We start from the raw sequence: 19159 nt of genomic DNA, 5'->3' as shown, positions 1-19159 counted from the left end.
AATAAAAGGCAATTATACCCGGGCTAAAAACAAGATGCCAAACTGCTCCATAACACCATTGTCCCATAAAAAAGAGCCCGCTGGCAAGTAGCAGGTTAAACCGTATTTTGCGAAAAGCCCCGGGAATAATTTTAATTAAGGATGGTGCTTTGCTAATGTTTCCCTTGCGCACACTTCTTTTTACCCCCGGAGACGATCCCCGCAAAGGGGAAAAGGCCTTTACGGCCGGGGCCGATGCGGTCATCCTCGATCTGGAGGACGCCGTTGCCGATGCCCAAAAGGAAAGGGCCCGCCAGCAGATCCGTCAAACCTTGAGTATTCCCCGCCCCATCCCCGTTTTTGTGCGCATCAACGGTGCCGGTTCGCCCCACATCCTGCAGGATCTTCAAACGGTGGTCGATTTGCCCGTAGAGGGGCTGATGCTGGCCAAGGCCGAGTCGGGAGAAGAAGTGCGCCGGGTAGACTGGTTGCTCTCACTCCTGGAAAAGCAACATAATTTACCCGTAGGCAAGATTAAATTAATCCCCTTTGTGGAAAGCGCCCGGGGTATCGCCCGGGCCGGGGAAATTGCCGCCGCCCCCCGGGTGAGTTGCCTGGCTTTTGGGGGCAACGATTATACCATGGATATCGGCGTACCCTATTCGCGGGACGGCGATGAATTATTTTTTGCCCGCAACCAGCTGGTGGTGGCTTCCCGGGCGGCAGGCATCGCCCCGCCCCTGGATACCGTAAACCCCGACTTCAGGGACATCTCTTTCCTGGTGGAAGATGCCCGCCGTGCCCGCAAATTGGGCTTCCAGGGCAAACTGGTGATCCACCCGGCCCAGGTGGCGCCGGTGAATGAGGTCTTCACCCCCGGCACAGAGGAAATCGCCTGGGCGGAGAAGGTGGTAGAGGCCTTTGCCCGGGCCCAGGCTGCCGGCAGCGGCGTCATACAGGTGGAAGGGAAAATGGTAGAACTGCCCATTGTGCGCCGGGCGGAACAATTGCTGGCTGCCGCCCGGCGCCTGGGTAAATGAACAATGAATATGCAACAATTCACTGAGAGATTTTAAAAACATAAGTAGTGTTTACAGTTTAGACTTGTTAGAACGAAAGGTGGAATGGTAATCATGCCGGCCGTGAAAAGGCCCGGGAATAAAGAACCCCGGTTTGCTCCGGGGAATGAAGATCTTTTGGAGCAGCCGGCTACTCCGGAAGAAAAGAAGCGGGGCGATTTTACCCGGGTGACCACCCTTTCCTTTGATGAAGTAGAACCGGGTTAATTCAACTTAAAACGGCTCACACGGGCTTCCAGTTCTCCGGCCATGGAAGAGAGCTCATTGGCCGCCCGGGCTATCCGCTCCACTGTTCCCGATTGTTCGCTGGCCGCGGCGGCCACTTCCTGGCTGGCCGCACTCACTTCACCGGTGGCCCGGGCGACCCGGTCCACCTGCCGGGCAATGTGCTCGACCTGCTGTACGATGGCATTAAAGTGTTTCCCGGTTTCAACGGCCAGCTGGACGCCCTCCCGCATACTTTGAACACTTTTTTCCATGTCATTGACCCCGCGGGCCGTCTCCTGTTGCACTTCACGGATAAAAACTCCAATCTCCGTAGCCGCCCGGGCGGACTGCTCGGCCAGTTTGCGCACCTCATCGGCTACCACGGAAAATCCCTTGCCGTGTTCCCCGGCCCTGGCTGCTTCAATAGAAGCATTGAGGGCCAGCAGGTTGGTCTGCTCGGCTATGTCGGTGATCATTTCTACTATACGCCCTATTTCCTGGGAACGCCGGCCCAGGCCGTGAACGACGGTGGAGAGCTCACTGACCAGACCCTGAATTTTTTCCATCTGGGAACGCAGCCGTTCCATGGCCTCCTCCCCTCCCCGGGCCGTGCGGGATGCGTCTCCTGTTGCTTTTTCCAGCTCCTGTACTCCGTTGTTTAGTTGAGCCGCTACCTGGGCCAGGCTGTCGGCTATACCTGCCGTCTCCTGGGCCCCTGCGGAAACCTGCTGAATGGAAAGCGATAGATCCTGGCCTGCCGCCGAAAGCTGGCGTGCGGTGGCAAGCGCCTGGCCGACCAGGGAGCGAATGCTTTCAATCATGCTGCAAAAACTGTTTGTAAGGCGGCCCACTTCATCACGGGAAGAGCATACGGGAGAAACCGTAAGATCCCCCTCGCCCACGCGCGCCATTTCTCCCACCAGCCTGGTGATGGGGTTCAAGGAACGCGAAAGGAGAATGTAGATAATGCCTAAAACCAGGGCACCGGTAATCAGGAAAACGGTAAATAGGTTAACCATGGTGGCATTGAGTTTGGACAGCATTCCTTCCCGGTTTAAAACTACCTTGGCATAGGCAATGGTAGCGCCGGAGTAATCTTTCAAGGGCAGCAACTGAACCGCCTGGCGGCCGTCGTTTATGTATGTTACCTGCGTCTTCCCTTGTTCCAGGCAGGCTTTAATTAAGCCCTCGTCCACAGGATATGTATCTTTGTCCGCCGTAGCGGCCAGCAGGTTGCCGCTATCCACCAGGGAGATACCCCTGTCCCCGCGCCGGTAAACAAAAAAATCGGCCCCCAGTTGCTCTTTCCATTTTGCCAGCAGAGCCTCGTTAAAACCCTGACCGTACTCGGCGCTGCCCACATGCTGCCCCTGGTAGAACACCGGCACCACCACGCGGAAACCGTAACCGCCCCGCCCCTCTTCCAGGCCGGCCACCGGCTTTTTGCTCCGGTTGGCCTCCACCACCGTAGCCCGGAAGGAAGAAAGGTCATCCCCAAATTTGTTGGGCATATGCAGGCGTAAAAAGGCGGTGGCCGGGGGAAGGTGGAACTGGAATTGTTCAATTCCGTCGTCTTTAATTTGTTCCCAAATGGGGGCAGTGAGTGCTTTCAGCTTTTCCCTGTCCCTGGCCGCAAATGCTTCCTGCACCTGGGGATTGTTGACCACACTTTCTATACCCAGTCGAATGCTCCGGGTGGTTTCAGCCAGGTCGTTTTCCACAAAGGCCTGGATGGACTGGAAGTGCTGTTTCTCCTGCTGGATAATCAAACTTTTGGTCTGGCTGTAATTGTAAAACGCCAGCAGCCCAAAGCCCATCGCCGATAAAACCAGTAAAGGGAGCAAAATGCGGGTCTTGATGCTGGCAAATAAAGCTTTCATATGTATTTATCGCCTCGCTATATCCATCCCCACTACGCAGTATATTTTTTTTGGGGACACCCGGAGTGTGTGGTTCCAAAACACTCCGGGTATCCGTTTACTACGCCGATTTTTCCTCGACCAGGACAGTTTCCTCCTGCCTGGCACTTAATTCCCCGGCGATGCGGGCCACCCTGCCCACCTGCCGGACAACGTTCTCTATATGTTGCACAATGGCATTGAAGTGTTTTCTCGTTTCAACGGCAAGCAGGACACCTTCCCCTACGGCAAAACTGCCGTCACCGGTATCGTTCTCCCCGCTAACGCCGGAGGAAATCTCCTGCCGTACCCTGTGGATGAAAACACCAATCTCCGTAGCCACACGGGCGGATTGTGCGGCCAGTTCATGCACCTCATTCAACAATGCAGAAATTTCGTTTCCCTGGTCACCAACCCTGACGGCCTCAATTGAAGCGTTAAGAGCCAGCAGGTTGACCTGTTCAGCCACATCGTTAATCATTTTCAATATACGACCCGCTTCTAAAGAGAGCCGGCCGGGACCATGTACAACTGTGGAGAGTTCACTAACCAGAACGTGAATCTTCTGCATCTGGGGCCGTATCCGCTCCATGACCACCTGTTCCTCCCGGGACGTCAAGAAGACATCAGCCATATCTTTTTCCGGCTCCAGAGCCTCTTGTTCCAGTTCAATGGAGACCAGTTCCATCCAATCAACAGTTTGGTACTCCCTGCCGCAAATACGGTGAGCCCATACCCGGCGTAAGCAGGCGGGACATATTTCGGTTGTGCTATGGACACGGCTTGGGTAATCTTTTAAACGTTCATTCACAAAGTCGAGATGTTTTGACGTGACAAAGGACTGCCCGCAAATCCGGCAGGTAAACAGTTCCAGGCGGCTCATCAGCGCCCCGCACATGCGCATCTCCCTGAAGCCGCCTTCATCGCTTATGGTTATGGCCCCGGTAGGACAATTAACGGAACAGCTGCCACATCCGATACATTTATTGCCCGGGCGTGCAAAATCAGTTGCAGCTCCCTTGCTGCCTTCAACGTAACCCAGCTGAATGGCTTCTGCCCCCACTTTGCGGCAGGTATCAACACATTTCCCGCAGGCAATGCAAAGGTCGCACCGCAGGCATCTGCCTGCTTCCACCGCACCGGCTTCCGGGCCAAGACCCTCCATTACTTCGTCAAACGTATGTTGTTTTACGGGCAGGTACTGTTCCTCAAAGGAATAGACCCGGGAGTGACTTTTTTCCTGAGCAGTAACCTGCATAAGGGCGGCAACCTTTCTTTTAACCGGATACTTTATGGCGGCTGAAGGTTTTTCTCCACGCAAATAGGCATCTATAGCCGCCGCTGCCCGTTTCCCGGCAGCAATGGCCTTTATGGCGCTGGCGGGCCCGGTAACAGCATCGCCCCCCGCAAAGACTCCCGGCCGGGATGTCTCCATAGTGTCCGGGTTAACGACAATACGGTCCCGGGAAACCAGCACATCCGGTGACCCCGAACCCTCAGTAATATATGAGAGATCCGGCTTCTGGCCTACGGCAAAAATAACCAGGTCGGCTTCCATCTTGAACTCCGAATTCTTGATGGGCACCGGCCAGCAACGACCGGTTGCATCAGGCTCGCTCAAAGTATTGCGTATGCACTCAATGTATTGGACGCACTGGTCTTTGCCTCCCAGCCCTGTGGGAGAGATAAGGTAGTCCAGAATTATTCCTTCCTTTTCAGCTGCTTCTATTTCTTCATCCAGCGCAGGCATTTCCTGACGCGAACGCCGGTAAATAATCCTCACCTCAAGGGCTCCGAGACGCCGGGCAACCCGCGCGGCGTCAATGGCCACGTTGCCGCCGCCCACCACAACCACTCTCTTGCCGCAGACCTCTACCCCAGGTTCACCCGTTCCCGTTAACAAATTCTGGTTTACTACCCTGAGAAAGGTCACCCCATCCATAACACCTTTGAAACACTCATGATTGGGAATGGGGATGGAACCTTTCCAGGCTCCAGTGCCTAAAAACACTGCCGCGTAACCGTCTTCCATCAAAGCCTCAATACCGTATTCCCCGGTAATTGGGCTGTTCAACCTGATCTCCACACCCATGGCCTGGATGCGGGCTATTTCATCCCGGAGAACTTCCCGGGGAAGCCGGTACGGGGGAATGCCGTAGGCGAGCATTCCCCCCGGCTCGGGCATGGCTTCAAATATGGTCACAGCGTAACCTTTCTTAGCCAGGAAATAGGCGCAGGAAAGTCCTGCAGGACCTGAGCCGACCACTGCAACTCTCTTTTCTGATTTTCTTACAGGCCGCGGCGAAAAAAGGTTTACCTTTTCCCGGATTTCCCGGACCTGGTCGTAAGCCAGCCTTTTCAGGGCACAGATAGATATGGGTGCGTCAACCTCACCCCTGCGGCAGGCACGCTCACAGGGATGTTCGCAAATACGCCCCAGAACACCGGGCAAGGGAACATCCTCTAATATTAGCTGCAAAGCTTCGGTATACTTGCCCTGTCCTACCAGTGCAACATAATTTGGGATATCGATACCTGCCGGACAGGCCGCCTGACAGGGTGCAAGCACCAGGTGGGGACATTCGGAAGCGGGACATACCCGGTTCTCAATGTGAACTATGAAATCGTCCCTGTTCTCCCGTAAAATGGCCATAACTTCCGGCGCCACACGCTTCCCCTGACCGCAGTGGCACGTAAGGTGCAACCTGTTGACCAGGGTTAACAGGCCCTCCAGGTCGCCAATGCGGGCCTTTCCGCTCCGTATCCTGCCCAGCAGGCTTAAAGCTGTATTTAAATTAGAGCGACACTGGCCGCAAAGTCTGTTCATATTTAAATAGGATTTTACAATTTCCTCTGCCTTCTTGACGCTACAGGTATTTTTTGCCATGTAAACCCTGCTCCTTTTTAACTATGCCCCACCGCAATAATTTGGTGGGCATAACGTACCCGCTTGATGTCCGGCATGCGCTCGGCCGAACCAAAGCAAAGGCTGTTGGTGGGACAGGCGGTAACGCATGCCGGCTTGAGCCCCGCATCAATACGGTCTTTGCAGTAATCGCATTTTACAGCCTTGCCTTTCTTAACGTCCCATTGGGGCGCCCCCCATGGACAGGCCATGATGCAGCTTTTGCACCCTACACACAACTCCTGGTCAATGAAAACAATGCCGTCCCTGGCACGTTTCTGCACGGCGCCGGTGGGACAGGCCGGCACGCACCAGGGTTCTTCACAATGGAAGCAAGCGATAAAAACATTGGTTGCCTTCGGATGACTATCTATCTCAACCGGGCCTACCACCACCACCTGGTTCGGTTTTGGCCCCACATCAAGCCCCTTGTTGACCTTGCACTGGACTTCACAGCTGCGGCAGGAAATGCATCTTTTCTCGTCCTGGTACAGGTAATACTTGCTCATTTATTAACCTCCCAACAGTATCAGTTAATTGGCCTTACGGTGACGAAGACATGTTGTAAAGCCGGGCTGCCACCCACCATATCGGTGACGTTTTCCTGCAACATGGCGTCCATGGCCCCCTTGCCGTAGCACCTGGACTGCACGGGTACCTTGTGGCCAAAACCGTGCAGCATGAAAACGGCTTCCGGGTGGATGAGGTCCGTTACAAAAGCACGGATGGTATCCCGGCCCCGGGAGGATATGACTTCCACCATCTGGCCGTTTTTAATGCCCAGCTTTGCTGCCTGGCGGGTGTTAATCCATAAGACGTTTTCAGGCACCAGTTCGTTTAAAAGCGGGTTGTTTTGCGTCGATACATGGGTATGGGCCGCGGCCCTGCCGATCATCAGGCGGAAATATCCTTCCGGCGGCGCCGGCACGGGCTCATACGCAGGGAAGGACGGAAACCCGTTTTGTTCTAAAAGGCTGGACACAAATTCAATTTTCCCGGAGGGGGTTTTCAATTTGATCCCGTCCTTCCGGTCCCAGTAAATGGGCTCGTCACTCAGGGAAACGAATCCCTTTTCTGCAAAGTCACTGATGTTGATCCCGGTTCCCTTCAGTTGGTAAGCCCACAGATCTTCCAGCGTGTGATAGGGGAAGTACTGGCCGATGCCCAGCCGGTCGGCCAGGTTCTTCATGATTTCCCATCCCGGCTTGGTGTCATAGCGGGGTGTCACCGCGGGCCGGCGCAGGTATAATGCGGGCTTTAAGCCGTTTGCTTCCTGGATGGAGTCTCCCCTTTCCAGGTAGATGGATTCGGGCAGGATAACATCCGAATACCAGGCAGTTTCACTGAAGTGGATATCTATGGTAACGACGAAGTCGAGCTTTTCTAAAGCACGCCTTGTGTTTTCGTAGTCGGGAATGGAAAGCAGCGGGTTAAAGCGCCAAACTATTAACGCCTTCACCGGGTAGGGGTCTTCTTCCAGTATGGCTTTAGGCAGCATCTGCACTACCCCGTGGGCCGGGTCGGGCAGCGGAAGTTTGGGTGTGCCCACTCCGTCGCATCTTTCTTCGGTTACCCTGGGGAGATCTTGATCCGTTAACTTGTTGAGGGGTTTCTTGCCCACATCCCTGGCGCTTTTCTTGAAGAAGATGCCTCCGGGAGCTTCAATACTGCCCATGAGGGCGTTCAACATGATAATGGACCTTCTGAAGTAGATTTCGTTAAGGTAGTGGGAGCAACGATACCCGTAGTGGAATACCACCGCCGGTTTGGCCTCGCTGGCCTCCCGGGCCAGAGAAACAATTTCGTAAGCGGGAATGCCGGTTTCCTTTTCCGCCCATTCCGGGGTGTAGGGCTCGACAAATTGCTGCAGTTCCTTTAAACCGAGAACCCAGCGGTTGACATATTCCTTATCATATAATCCTTCCTTCAGGATCACGTGCATCAGGGCATAGTTCAGGGCCAGATCTGTTCCGGGCCTGATCATGAGGTATTTGTGGGCCTTGGTGGCCGTAACGCTTACCCTGGGGTCGATGTAGGTGAGTTTGGTCCCGTTGTCAATGGCCTGCATTAACTGTTTGACCTGCTTGAGTTCCAAAGATTCAAAAATATTGCGGCCGTAAAGGATGACGTGTTTGGCCTTCCCCAGGTCCACGCCCACCTGCCCGTCGGTATAGCCGGTCAGGGTCCTGAAGGCGGTGTTCAGGGAGCCCTTGCAGCAGGAGTCGTGGGTGAAATAGTTGGGAGATCCCAGGGCCTTCATAAAGGTTTTGCTGATGTGGGAGTTGAGATGTGCCCTTTCGGTCAGGGCGATGCTGCGCCCACCGTATTTTTCTTTGACCTCGGCGAGTTTTGCCGCCACGTAGTCCAGCGCTTCCTCCCAGGATGCTTCCCGCCATTGCCCGGAACCCCTGGGGCCGGTGCGGATTAAGGGCCTTTTCAGTCTTTCGTCGTCGTTTAAAAGGCTGACCCCGGCAGCGCCTTTGGGGCAGATGCTGCCCTCAATGCCGGCAACGTGGGGGTTGCCTTCGATCAGCTTGACGTCGTCATTTTCCACCATTACTTTTATGGGACATCTTACCGTACACATGAAACAAATGCTGTAGACAGTTTCCATAAGGGAAGCCTCCATAAAATAAGTTTTAACGGAGTTATTGGATATTTACTTTGCCGCTGACAGCGGCAGGGATATCTTATATAAAAACCTAGCTTTTGCTGGAATTTTCTTCATAAGCCATCAGCATCCGGTGTATACCCCTGAAATAGGGGAGCCGGTTTTTCACCCGGCTGAAAAACATGCGGGCCAGGATGTAGCAGATGAGAAAAGTAAACACATAATTTACAGCCAGGCCGGTAAAGGGTATGGGAAAGCCGATGCCGGCAAAACGCTGCTGCATCCAGGCAAGGGCAAAGAAAGCGGGCCACAGGGCGGCCGCCGACAGGCCAAACATGTTGAAGAAAGCCCGGCCAAAGGCGTCGTTGGCTTCTTTGTTGCAGGCGTCATAGCTCTTCTTGTCCCCCAGCTTTAAGGCAGCCAGGGATAGCTGCTGCAAATCCGCTAACCGGGTGTTCAGCCGGTCCAGGTGGTTTTTGTTCACCAGAAAGACCATGGAGATGGTGAATTCCCCGATGACCACCGCCAAGAGTGCCACCAGGAATGTACCCAGAAAGTAGTCAAAAACCGGATGGCCGCTGATTTTATAAAACATAATTAGGACCTGATCCACCAGTTCCCAAAGGCCCATACTTCAAGCCCCCGTTTATCCAGGTAGTTGCCCCAGGTTCCCAGGGAACAGCCCGGGGAACCTGGAGCGGAATATCTGTTAAGCGAATCTTACATTGGAACCCAGGCTTTCCCGAAGAATCCCTTGCTGAAGTAACCAAGGCCGACGTAAAAAGCGAGAACGACAAACAATCTCTTCAGCCAGATGTCCGGGATATATTTCTGGGTTCGCGGGCCAATCATGGAACCGATAAATACGCCAATTAACTCCACCCCAATCATGCCCCAGTCCAAGGCGGCACCGGCTACGGTGATGTAGGTGGTGATACTGGTCATCATACTGACCAGGACGGCCATGGCCGAGGTGCCGGCCACCACGAACATGGGCAGGCCCACGATACTGGTCAGGAAAGGCACGTACAAAAAGCCGCCGCCCACACCGATGAAGGCCGAAATGGCTGCGATTACCACGCCGCCCATAAAAGCCCAGATGGGGTTGAACTTAAACTCCACGCCGAAGAAGGAAAACTTAATGTTGGTAAGACTCCACTCGGTAACTATAATCCCCTGGGCAGCTTCGTCTTTCTTTTCCTTGATGCTCTGCTCAAAGGCCCTGGCCGCCTCTTTGGCCGCCTTCTTGCTGGCCTGCCCCCGGGGGGTCGTTTCATATAAAAGAACGACGCCCACCACAAAAACAAATAATCCGAACCATCCCTGGTACTGGCTGAAGCTCACCTTGCCGCCGGTCAGAGCGGGAATGGCCACAGCCCCCACAATGGAACCCAATCCCAGGGCAAGGCCCAGCGGCCAGGCCAAACGCTTAGCCTTCAGGTAGTTAATGGTGCTTAAAAGTGCTGACAAACCAACCAGCCACTGGTTGGAGGTACGGATACTGTCAGTAAGCAGCTTGTTCAACTGGGGCGCGGTGTTCTTAAAAGGCTTTACCCAGTCACCCAGGCCGTAAACGGTCATGTGGCCTACTCCAGCCATAACGCCACCGAATGCACCCACAGTGGAGAAGATCCAGCCCACCCAGATGGCCCACAGGATGGCCACCAGGTAGTTGATCTCAGGCGCTCCGGGAATGCCGAAGGCTCCCCTGGGCGCATCGGGATCGATCTGCCCCTTACCCGTGCCCACCGGGGCTTTAGCTATGGCTTCACCCAGTTTCCCCTTCAACCCAAGGTCGCTGCCCACCACTTGTGCTTGTTGCGCCCCCACGCCGCTGGCCCCTAAAGCCAGAACGGCCAGCATCAGGAGCAGTGTGGCCAGGGCAATTTTATTGATAATCCCCTTTTTCATTTAATCCTCCCCCGTAATCAGTGATGAAAACTCTTATAAGTTCGAGCGCTTATATAAAGAAAGGGAAATAAAGTTTGTACTCACAATCACACAAGAATAATAAAGGCATGAGAAATCAGCCCAGATTTTAATGTACTGTGGAATCACCTCCCTTGATACGAATGCCACACAAAAAATTCACCTCCCTAAATGGTTTTTATAACAAGACACACCCTATGTGTTATAATTAAATATAATCAATGTGATAACATGATAACGTCAGGTGCAAGACAATTTAATAGTCATCTTGTAGACAAATAATTTGTCATGCTCACGACACCTTATAAACATAATTTCATTTGTTTCATCTTTTAATTCCACTATCTACTTTATGCCTGCTTCCCATAACAGCCATTGACAGGGATGGAGAAATGGGAATATAATAAATGTTAAATTATATTAACCTTCCTTTTTGCATTTGAGCATGTATAGCTTAACGATTACAAGAATTATCTAATAGAAATTTTCTAACAAACTTGCTATAAACAAACCCTTTCTTTACCGGGAGGGATAGACGGCATGTCACTACCGCATGTGGAAAAAGCGGCATTAAATGAAGTGGAAAGGGCACTTATTCGCCAGGCGGGATTTACGGTGCATTATCCGAAAGGTCATGTCATTTTTGCCGCCGGCGATCCGGCCGACCGGGTCTACCTGGTGGAAAGCGGCTGGGTAAAAATCTACCGCCTGAATGCCGACGGCCGCCGGGTCACCGTAGGCAGTATTCGCAGCCCCGGGGAGTTAATGGGTCTGGCCGAAGCCCTGTGGGGAGGGGAACGTACCTGTTTTGCCGGTGCGATCAGCAACGTCAGCCTGGTGGTTTTGCGTAAAAACAAATTTGAAGAGTTAATGGGCGCCCATCCTTTTCTGGCCATTAAGGTAGCTAAATTACTGGGAGTACGCATGCGGGAAGCGGAACAGATTATTCACGAGATGGTTTGCTGGCAGGCTCCCGGACGGCTGGCCCTGGCCCTGTTAAAAATGGGCGAACGCTGCGGCATGGAAACAAAAAACGGCATAAAACTGGGCGTACAGCTTACCCACGAGGAACTGGCAAATATGGTAGGAACCTCCCGGCAGACGGTAACTTCTCTATTAAACACCTTCAAGCAGGAAAAAAGCATTGCTTATGAAGGAAGAACCATCAGCATCGTAGATCCAGATAAGCTGGCCCGGTGGATTATGTAAGTGTAGCCGGCCTTACAGATCCGCTTGAGATACCTAACAAACCCCGCAAAAGAGCGGGGTTTTTTTTCTTGACCGGTGAATCCGGTCAAAGTCTACCATTATTTATAAATAAAAATAATGCTTTAAAGAAGGTTATCTAATAAAAGTATCGAACTATAGTCAATATTACAAAGGGACTGTTGGGAGGCTAATCAATGAGCAAGTATTACCTGTACCAGGACGAGAAAAGATGCATTTCCTGCCGCAGCTGTGAAGTGCAGTGCAAAGTAAACAAGGGGCTTGGCGTGGGACCCAAGCCAAGTAAGGTTGTTACGGTAGACCCTGTTATCAGAAGCGGTCAAGCAATGGCAACGTATGTTTTCACAGCCTGCCACCACTGCGAGGACCCCTATTGCGTGCAGGCCTGCCCGGTTGGAGCCGTCCAGAAACGCCCCAGGGACGGCATTGTGTTCATTGACCGGGAACTGTGTGTTGGGTGCCGGAGCTGCATTATGGCCTGCCCGTGGGGTGCGCCCCAATGGGATGAAGAAAAAGGTGTAGCTGTGAAATGCGACTACTGCAAAGATCGGATTGATGCCGGGCTCGAGCCGGCCTGCGTTACCGCCTGTCCCACCAACAGCCTTCTCTTTGGCCCGGCTGAACGCATGCCGGACGTAAAAAGGGTTCGTTATATCCGCAAAAGATTTACACCGCTTCGCAAAAAAGCCGGCCGGAAATCCCGGCCGGTGGCCTAAATGTAACTCACAATCTCTTCTATTTCCCTCCTCTTGGGCCTGCGGGCCGGATCGTCGGCCGGGTAACCCACGGGAATGATGGCCACGGGTATACGCCCCGCGGGGATACCCAGGCACTCTTTCACCCGTTCCTCGTCAAAAGCACCCACCCAGCAGGTTCCCAGGCCCAGGGCATTTGCGGTAAGCAGAATATTTTGCACTGCCGCAGCCGTATCCTGGTAACAATAAAGCTGCCGCCCCCGCTCACCGTAAACCCGCGCCGAGCGTTCCGGTTCGGCGCAAACCACAATCACCACGGGCGCCTGGGCAATAAAACGTTGATTTAAAGCGGCCTGTGCCAGGGCTTCTTTTTTTTCCTCCCGGGTAACCACATAGAAAAACCAGGGCTGCAGGTTACCGGCAGAAGGGGCCCAGCGGGCCGCTTCCAGGAGTTGATCCAGCAATGCCTCGGGCAGCGGGTCGGGTTTATAGTGCCTTACGGAATACCGGCTCCTCACCAGGGAGAGAATCGTGGACATGATCAATTTAACCTCCTGCATCAAAGTGCTCTTATGTTATACCCCGGAATTCTCATCTCGTGTGTTTACCCAATCGTATTTTTACCAAATACCAATTTAATTTTCAATAATAAAAACCCCGGAAGAGTACAGCTACATTTTATTAATCATATTTATCACCTGACAATCATTACGGGGCAGGGGGCGAGGTGCAGCACTTTATGGCTCACGCTGCCCAGGAAAAGGGACTTAAGATCGCCATAACCGCGGCTTCCAACGACGATCAGGTCAAATTGACCCTCCGCAGCCAGCCGACAGATGGCTTCAGCGGCATCTCCCCGTTCCACCGCCGTGGCTATGGCCTGGCCTTCTGCCCGAAAAATTTTTTCTACGGCGGCAAAGACTTTTTCCGCGCGGGCTTCTATTTCTTGATCCAGCTCTTTTTGCTGAAGCCAGGCACATACTCCGGGTTCGGGGAAAAGTTTATAACAGGAAGGCCCCACGTACAGAGCCGTAACTGCGACTTCCGGGTTTAGTTTGCTTAAGCGCAAAGCCTGCCTGGCAGCACGCAGTGAATTCTCCGAACCATCCACGGCCAGAAGGATTTTCATGCAAACCACTACCTCCCCAAAGACAATCTTTATTGCAAGATCTTCTACGTTCTAGTGGGAGAAACCTGCATTATTAATAAATTGATTAAATTCCTATTGCCTCCATAGGCCCTGACCACTTATAATACTTATGTAGTAAAGTGAAAAGTGTACGTTCCTTACGGGTTGGGCAAACCGGGCGAAAGCCCGGGACGCTAAAGCTATGGGTCTAAGGTCCTTTTCAGGACTATGATCGCCAGGCTGCAACGGTACCGACTGCTGGGGGGGGTAGTCACTTGGCTACCCCCCCCCTTTAATTTTGCCTGAAATTAGTCACATTTCTGGTCTAATGGAGGTGGTTTCCTTAAATGTAGTAAGACTGGGTGATTATCGAAATACTATGGATGAAAGGAGATGGGAAATTTGTCGGCTCAAACGCAAGTTATTTTAGCTACATCCGTCTTTTTACTCACCTATGCTATAATTATTTCGGAAAAGATTCACCGTACCGTGGCTGCCTTTTGCGGTGCGGCGATAGTCATACTGGCCGGTATCATTACCCCGGAACTGGCCGTCCACTACATCGATTGGAACACCATTGGCCTTTTAACGGGCATGATGATCATCGTGGGCGTTACCCGTGAAACGGGAGTTTTTGAGTACCTGGCCATCAAGGCGGCCAAAATGGCCCGGGGAGAACCCCTGCGTATCCTGGCATCCCTCTCCCTGGTCACGGCTGTACTTTCAGCCCTGCTGGACAATGTGACCACGGTACTGCTCATCGTGCCCGTTACATTTGCCATCGCCCACAAACTAAAAGTAAGCCCCCTGCCCTTCTTAATTTCTGAAATTATCGCTTCCAACATTGGGGGAACGGCCACCCTGATCGGAGACCCGCCCAACATCATGATTGGTAGCGCCGTAAGGCTCGGGTTTATGGATTTTGTGATTAACCTTACCCCGGTGGTGGTAGTGATTTATGTCTTGACGATCTTTATCCTGCGCCTCATTTACCGCCGGGACCTGGTTACAAACCCTGAGAATCAAAAAAGCATCCTGGAGCTAAATGAATGGGACGAGATTAAAGACGCCTCTTTGCTCAAGCCCTGTCTTTGGGTTTTGGGTTTAACCATTGCCGGGTTTGCCCTGCACCAGTTCCTGCACCTGGAGAGCTCGGTGATTGCCCTGGCCGGGGCGGCCCTGTTGCTGGTAATCACCCGTTCCGACCCGGAACATGCCCTGCACGCCGTAGAATGGCCGGTTATCTTCTTCTTTATCGGCCTGTTTGCCCTGGTGGGAGCGCTGGAAGAAGTAGGGGTCATTGAAACCATCGCCCATTTTGCCCTGGAGGTTACCGGGGGAGAACTCCTGCCGGCGGGCCTTTTGATTGTCTGGCTTTCGGCCCTGGCCTCGGCCTTTGTGGACAACATCCCCTTTGTGGCGACCATGATTCCTTTAATTCAGGACATGGGCCGCCTGGGGGGCATAGAAAACCTCAATTTCCTGTGGTGGTCCCTTTCCCTGGGAGCCTGCCTGGGTGGCAACGGCACCATCATCGGTGCTTCGGCCAACGTGGTAGTGGTGGGCATGGCTGAAAAGAGGGGTACTCCTATCAGTTTCCTGGGTTTCTTTAAAGTAGCTTTTCCCCTCATGATCCTTTCCATTGTCATTGCCACAGCATACCTGGTGGCCTGGCTGCAATTTAATACCACCCTGGTGCTGGTAAGCACGCTGGCAATAGGGCTGGCCTTGAGCCTGCTGTTAAACCTGCTGCAAAGGCAGCTTAAAATAGAAACCACGACCCCAGCAGGCAACCAGTGATTCCCTGCGCCGTTTAATAACAGTAATTTTATAAGGGGGGTTGGCGGTTGACCAGAAACCAGCTGGCCGCCATGATTGATCATACCCTGCTTAAACCCACAGCCACCACCCGGGACATCCGGCAACTTTGTATTGAGGCGATGGCTGAAGGATTCGCCGCCGTATGCGTTAATCCCGCCCATGTGGCATATGCCGCGAAAATACTTGCCGGTTCCCGTGTGGCAGTGTGCACGGTGATTGGCTTCCCCCTGGGGGCAACCACGCCGTCCGTAAAAAAGAAGGAAGCTGAAGAGGCCGTCAGAAACGGCGCCAGGGAAGTGGACATGGTCATAAATATTGGCGCCTTGAAGGAAGGAAACTATGATCTCGTTGTGGCCGATATCCGGGGAGTGGTGGAGGCAGTGACCGCCCTTTTGCCCGGGGGGCTGGTCAAGGTGATTATCGAAACAGGCTACTTAAACCACGGGGAGAAGATTACCGCCTGCCGGCTGGTACGTCAGGCAGGCGCCCACTTTGTAAAAACCAGCACCGGTTTTGGCCCGGGCGGGGCCACGGTGGAAGATGTGGGGCTATTGCGGGAAAACCTACCCCCGGAAATTGGCGTAAAAGCCTCGGGGGGCATTCGTACCACCGGCCAGGCCCTGGCCCTGATCCGGGCCGGGGCCACCAGGCTGGGTACGAGCGCCGGCCCGGCCCTGCTGGCCGGCCTGGAGTAAAGCGAATAACACGATAAAATATTTCCTCCATCTATGTTGGGCAGGTGGAGGAAAATTTTTTTCCGGGCGAATATACTAAGGGGTTAGAAAACACTGCAGAGGAAGAGGGTCATTCATGGCTGGTATCAGGGATTATCAGGCTATTGTTGGTGAACAACTCATCGAAGAGATCTATGAGCTGGCCCGGCAGCTCATAGGGTGCAGGGTTCAGCACATTAATTCCACCTTTGCCGGCGGCGGAGTGGCGGAAATTTTAAAACGCCTCGTGCCCATGATGCAGGAAGCGGGCTTAGAGGTGCGCTGGGACGTCATCAAGGGGGATGAGGAATTTTTCCGGGTGACCAAAACCTTTCACAACGCCTTTCACGGCGTACCCGTACAAATAACGCCCGCCATGCTGGACACCTACCGCCGGATATCCCGGGAGAACTACGACCTGGTAGAACCCCGGGCGGACTTTGTCATTCTCCACGATCAGCAGCCCCTGGGCCTGGCCGAAATCCGTCCCGGCCACCCGGGCCGCTGGCTGTGGTACTGCCACATTGACCCGGTAGACGTGGACCGGGAGGTGTGGGATTTTTTGAGACCCTGGGCAAGGCGTTGTGACGCCGCCATCTATCATATCCCGGCCTACGCCCGGAATCTGGGCCACCGGCAATACTTCATGCCCCCGGCCATCGACCCCCTGGCGGAGAAAAACCGGGAGGTATCGTCCAGTGAGATTGCCGCGGTTATGGAGCGGCTGGGCATACCGGCTGACCTGCCCCTGGTGGTGCAAATTTCCCGGTTTGACCGACTCAAAGACCCGTTGGGGGTTATCCAGGTCTTTCGTCTGGTGCGAAAGGAAATACCATGCCGCCTGGTGCTGGCGGGGGGTGGAGCCTCCGACGACCCCGAGGGCATCCAGGTGCTCCAGGAAGTGCGGCAAGCAGCCGCCCATGACCCGGACATCTTTATCCTGGAACTCCCCCCCACCAGCGATCTGGAAATCAATGTGCTCCAGCGGGTTGCCGCAGTGGTGGTCCAGAAATCGGTACGGGAGGGTTTCGGACTGACCGTAACCGAGGCCATGTGGAAATCCCGCCCGGTGGTAGCTTCCCCCGTGGGCGGCATTACGGTGCAGTTAATCCCCGGGCAAACCGGGCTGGCCGCCGCCACCACCGGAGAAATGGCCCGGGCACTGGTGAGGATTTTACGCGACCCGGCCCTGGGAGAGAGGCTGGGTCAAAACGCCAGGGAACATGTCAGGAAGAACTTTACCCTGCCCATTTATCTAAAACGGTGGCTGGAAATGCTTACGGCCGAGAAGAATTACCCGGTATGATCAATTGCTCGGCCTTGCTGAAATAAGCCCGGTAAAGAGTAAACCCCAGGGCAATGCTTGAAATGGCCGTGGCGCTGCTGAGCATCAGCATAACCATGATCTGGTACTTAACCGCCAGCAAGGGATCGGCCCCGGCCAGGATGGAGCCGGTCATCATCCCCGGCAGGGTAACCAGCCCAACGGTTTTCATAGAATCAATGGTAGGCAGCATGCCCCCTTTAACGGCCGCCTGCAGAACGCCTTCCACCGCCTGCCGGGGAGATGCCCCCAGGGCCAGGGCGGCTTCCACCTCCCGCCTTTGCCGGCGGATATCGGCTTGAAAACGGTTGAGCACCAGGCCGGCAGCCACCATGGCGTTGCCGACAATCATCCCCGCCACCGGAATGACAAAGCGGGGGCTACCATCGATGATGTGGAGTGAGAGCATCAGGCCCAGGGTAACTACTTCCCCCAGCCCAATAGCCAGGATCACCCGCCAGAATATCCCCGGGATCTTTTTGCCCTTTCCGGCCGCATTGTGGGCGGCTACCAGGGTCATCAGCAACAATACCCCCGCGGTAAAATACCAGCGGTCCTGCCTGAGCACAAAGGTCAGCACATAACCGATAGCCAGCAACTGCAAAAAAGTACGGACCGTCCCCACCAGCAAATCCCGCTCCAGGCGCAGCTGCTGCCACAAAGACAAAAGCATGGCCACCAGCACCAGGGCCAGCGTGGACAATAGAGCTGCATCGGTCAAGGGATTTCACCTCTTTTCAGGGCCGGCAGCACCTTTGCGGGGTGTGCCTGCCCTCCTGGAAGAACTGGCGCACCCAGGGATCGACATCGCCGCGCATGAAATCCTCCTTCGGACCGCAGGCCGTAAGGCGCCCCTTTTGTATGACGGCCAGCACCCGGGCTACCCGCAGGGCCTGGGCGGCATCGTGGGTTACCCACACCACGGTGAGGTCATTTTCCCGCTGCAGCCGCGTGATCAACGCTTCTATCTCATCCCGGGCCCCGGGATCCAGGGCTGAAGTGGGTTCGTCCAGCAAAAGGGCCGCCGGCCGGTTGGCCAGCACCCGGGCCAGGGCAACCCGCTGGGCCTGGCCACCGGAAAGGCTGCTCACGTCCCGCCGCAAAAACGTGCCGTCCAGCCCGACCTGTTCCAGCAACTCTGCCGGCTCTACGCGCGGGGCCGAGCGGGTAACCCGGGGACCGTAAAGGAGGTTTTCTTCTACGGTACCGGGAAAAAGGACCGGGGTTTGAAACAACATGCCCACCTGACGCCGCAGTTCCCGCACGGGATACCCTTCCAGGGGCTTGCCCTGCCAGTAAAGCCTGCCCCGGCTGGGTTCATCCAGACGGTTTAAAAGACGCAGCAGGGAACTTTTACCCGAACCCGACGGCCCCACCAGGGCCGTGATGGTACCCCCGGGAAAGTGGGCTGTAATGTCCTCGAGTATGGTGACCGGCTGCCCTTCATTGCCGGCAGCCGTACGCCATACCCGATCCAGAAAAAAACCATCAGCATGGATCGCCACTCACCATCACCAAATCCCCAAAATCTTGAAATATCGAAGCCTCTACCCTTTAACTTTGCACTAAAGTTTATGATCTCCTGCCCCGCAGGCACCAACAGCCGTAACAAATAACACATGCCCTAAGGCAGGATCCATTT

The 19159-nt window shown here is 54.3% G+C and carries 17 protein-coding genes and 1 riboswitch; of the genes, 7 read left to right on the top strand and 10 right to left on the bottom strand.

Annotated features, from left to right (window positions below):
• The first annotated feature begins 155 nt into the window (after positions 1–155).
• Positions 156–1019 carry an HpcH/HpaI aldolase/citrate lyase family protein gene (locus D7024_RS03890; protein WP_121452450.1) on the top strand — a complete coding sequence of 288 codons (864 nt, stop codon included), beginning with the start codon at positions 156–158 and terminating at the stop codon, positions 1017–1019.
• A gap of 93 nt (positions 1020–1112) precedes the next feature.
• A complete protein-coding gene (locus D7024_RS14710; protein ID WP_165859257.1) occupies positions 1113–1265 on the top strand; it encodes a hypothetical protein in 153 nt (50 codons plus the stop codon).
• Here the strand turns inward: D7024_RS14710 and D7024_RS03885 are convergent.
• From D7024_RS03885 to D7024_RS03860, 6 genes are all read right to left on the bottom strand, one after another.
• Complete coding sequence (locus D7024_RS03885; RefSeq protein WP_121450612.1) at positions 1262–3145, bottom strand: methyl-accepting chemotaxis protein; 1884 nt, start codon at positions 3143–3145, stop codon at positions 1262–1264. The genes D7024_RS14710 and D7024_RS03885 overlap by 4 nt on opposite strands.
• 100 nt (positions 3146–3245) lie before the next feature.
• Complete coding sequence (locus D7024_RS03880) at positions 3246–6050, bottom strand: FAD-dependent oxidoreductase (RefSeq protein ID WP_121450611.1); 2805 nt, start codon at positions 6048–6050, stop codon at positions 3246–3248.
• A 17-nt stretch (positions 6051–6067) separates the two neighbouring features.
• A complete protein-coding gene (locus tag D7024_RS03875; RefSeq protein ID WP_121450610.1) occupies positions 6068–6577 on the bottom strand; it encodes a 4Fe-4S dicluster domain-containing protein in 510 nt (169 codons plus the stop codon).
• Positions 6578–6597: 20 nt separating this feature from the next.
• Entirely contained in the window at positions 6598–8682 is a 2085-nt protein-coding gene (locus tag D7024_RS03870; protein ID WP_121450609.1) for a molybdopterin-dependent oxidoreductase, read from the bottom strand.
• Positions 8683–8770: 88 nt separating this feature from the next.
• Positions 8771–9310, bottom strand: coding sequence for a hypothetical protein (locus D7024_RS03865; RefSeq protein WP_121450608.1), 540 nt, complete (start codon positions 9308–9310; stop codon positions 8771–8773).
• 89 nt (positions 9311–9399) lie between these two features.
• Positions 9400–10590: a sulfite exporter TauE/SafE family protein gene (locus D7024_RS03860; protein ID WP_121450607.1), complete on the bottom strand. Its 1191-nt coding sequence runs from the start codon at positions 10588–10590 to the stop codon at positions 9400–9402.
• A 558-nt stretch (positions 10591–11148) separates the two neighbouring features.
• Between D7024_RS03860 and D7024_RS03855 the strand changes: the two genes are divergently transcribed.
• Complete coding sequence (locus D7024_RS03855; protein ID WP_121450606.1) at positions 11149–11817, top strand: Crp/Fnr family transcriptional regulator; 669 nt, start codon at positions 11149–11151, stop codon at positions 11815–11817.
• Between the two features lie 194 nt (positions 11818–12011).
• The gene (locus D7024_RS03850) at positions 12012–12551 is read left to right on the top strand and encodes a 4Fe-4S dicluster domain-containing protein (RefSeq protein WP_121450605.1); all 540 of its coding nucleotides are present in this window, start codon (positions 12012–12014) and stop codon (positions 12549–12551) included.
• Here the strand turns inward: D7024_RS03850 and D7024_RS03845 are convergent.
• Both D7024_RS03845 and D7024_RS03840 read right to left on the bottom strand, forming a co-directional pair.
• Positions 12548–13069, bottom strand: coding sequence for a nitroreductase family protein (locus D7024_RS03845; RefSeq protein ID WP_243113684.1), 522 nt, complete (start codon positions 13067–13069; stop codon positions 12548–12550). The genes D7024_RS03850 and D7024_RS03845 overlap by 4 nt on opposite strands.
• 155 nt (positions 13070–13224) lie before the next feature.
• Entirely contained in the window at positions 13225–13659 is a 435-nt protein-coding gene (locus tag D7024_RS03840; RefSeq protein WP_121450603.1) for a universal stress protein, read from the bottom strand.
• Between the two features lie 158 nt (positions 13660–13817).
• Positions 13818–13907: riboswitch (cyclic di-GMP riboswitch) on the top strand.
• 154 nt (positions 13908–14061) lie between these two features.
• On the opposite strand from D7024_RS03840, the gene D7024_RS03835 reads away from it, so the two are divergent.
• The 3 genes from D7024_RS03835 (at position 14062) to D7024_RS03825 (ending at position 17499) form a co-directional block, all read left to right on the top strand.
• Complete coding sequence (locus D7024_RS03835) at positions 14062–15459, top strand: ArsB/NhaD family transporter (protein ID WP_121450602.1); 1398 nt, start codon at positions 14062–14064, stop codon at positions 15457–15459.
• 47 nt (positions 15460–15506) lie between these two features.
• Positions 15507–16175, top strand: a complete 669-nt coding sequence (gene deoC / locus D7024_RS03830) for a deoxyribose-phosphate aldolase (RefSeq protein ID WP_121450601.1) — start codon at positions 15507–15509, stop codon at positions 16173–16175.
• Between the two features lie 115 nt (positions 16176–16290).
• Positions 16291–17499, top strand: a complete 1209-nt coding sequence (locus D7024_RS03825; RefSeq protein ID WP_121450600.1) for a glycosyltransferase — start codon at positions 16291–16293, stop codon at positions 17497–17499.
• On the opposite strand, the gene D7024_RS03820 is transcribed toward D7024_RS03825, so the two are convergent.
• On the bottom strand, positions 17471–18238 hold the full coding sequence (locus D7024_RS03820; protein ID WP_121450599.1) for an ABC transporter permease: 768 nt from the start codon (positions 18236–18238) through the stop codon (positions 17471–17473). The genes D7024_RS03825 and D7024_RS03820 overlap by 29 nt on opposite strands.
• A 16-nt stretch (positions 18239–18254) precedes the next feature.
• Complete coding sequence (locus D7024_RS03815; RefSeq protein ID WP_121450598.1) at positions 18255–19022, bottom strand: ABC transporter ATP-binding protein; 768 nt, start codon at positions 19020–19022, stop codon at positions 18255–18257.
• Between the last annotated feature and the right edge of the window lie 137 nt (positions 19023–19159).

This window comes from Desulfofundulus salinus, from assembly GCF_003627965.1.
Lineage (GTDB): Bacteria > Bacillota > Desulfotomaculia > Desulfotomaculales > Desulfovirgulaceae > Desulfofundulus > Desulfofundulus salinus.
The sequence above is the reverse complement of the archived record's forward strand: the minus strand, read 5'-3'. Positions and strand labels throughout refer to the sequence as shown.